Annotated in this window: 1 protein-coding gene; it reads right to left on the reverse strand. The window is 62.8% G+C overall.

The window, feature by feature from the left end; all coding sequences use genetic code 11:
- The coding region (locus E2K76_RS20150; RefSeq protein ID WP_246033038.1) for a transposase at positions 1 to 791 on the reverse strand (791 nt) is incomplete at both ends.

Consider the following 791-nt stretch of genomic DNA (forward strand, 5'->3'; position numbering starts at 1 on the left):
GGTGGGCGAAGAGCATCTCGACCTTCTTCCGCCTTCGCATGCTCTCGAGGTAGGCACTTGTTCCCGCGAAGGCGCGGACCTTGTCGCGGACAGCTTCATGGCGGTGCCGGGAGATCTTGCGGGTGGCCTGGTTCGGCGTGCAGCGGGCCTTGAGGTCGCAGCCTCCACAGTCTTTCGTGCTGGCATAGTATTTGCGAAAGCCGTCCGCGCCGTAAGCGGGGCGGGCCTTGCCGATGTCGCACCAGTATTTCTTGAGCTTGTTGCCGCCAGGGCATGTGTATTCGTTGGCTTCGGGATCGAAGGCGAAGACGGTGTTCGGGAAGGTTCCGTCGGCGCGTTCGGTCTTGTCGAAGACTGGGATGTGCTGGGTAATCTCGCGCTCGTCGAGCCAGGCCAGCATCTCTGCGGAACCGTAGGCGGTGTCAGCCGCCAGGCGTTCCGGTTGGAGATCGAAGCGGTCCTTCGCGCGGTCGATCATGGTGCGTGCCGCGCCAACCTCGGCTTGGCGGATGGATCGACTGGCCTCGACATCCACGATGACCGCGTGGTCGGTGTCGATCAGATAGTTGGTGGAATAGGCAAAGATCGCGGGAGCGTTCATGGCGGCGGTCCATTGGCTGGCCGGATCGCTGCAGGAGACGAACTTCGGGCGCACCTCGCTGGCTCCACCGAAGGCGGCATCGTCCAGAGTTTCCAGATACTCACGGACGGCGCGCGGTGCAGTCTCTTTGTCGATCTGCCCGCCCTGCCACAGTTCTTGCGACATGGAATACATCTTGCCGGCATCGGCG

Origin of the sequence: Falsirhodobacter xinxiangensis (assembly GCF_004959935.1) — a bacterium.
In the GTDB taxonomy this organism is placed as follows: Bacteria; Pseudomonadota; Alphaproteobacteria; order Rhodobacterales; family Rhodobacteraceae; genus Falsirhodobacter; species Falsirhodobacter xinxiangensis.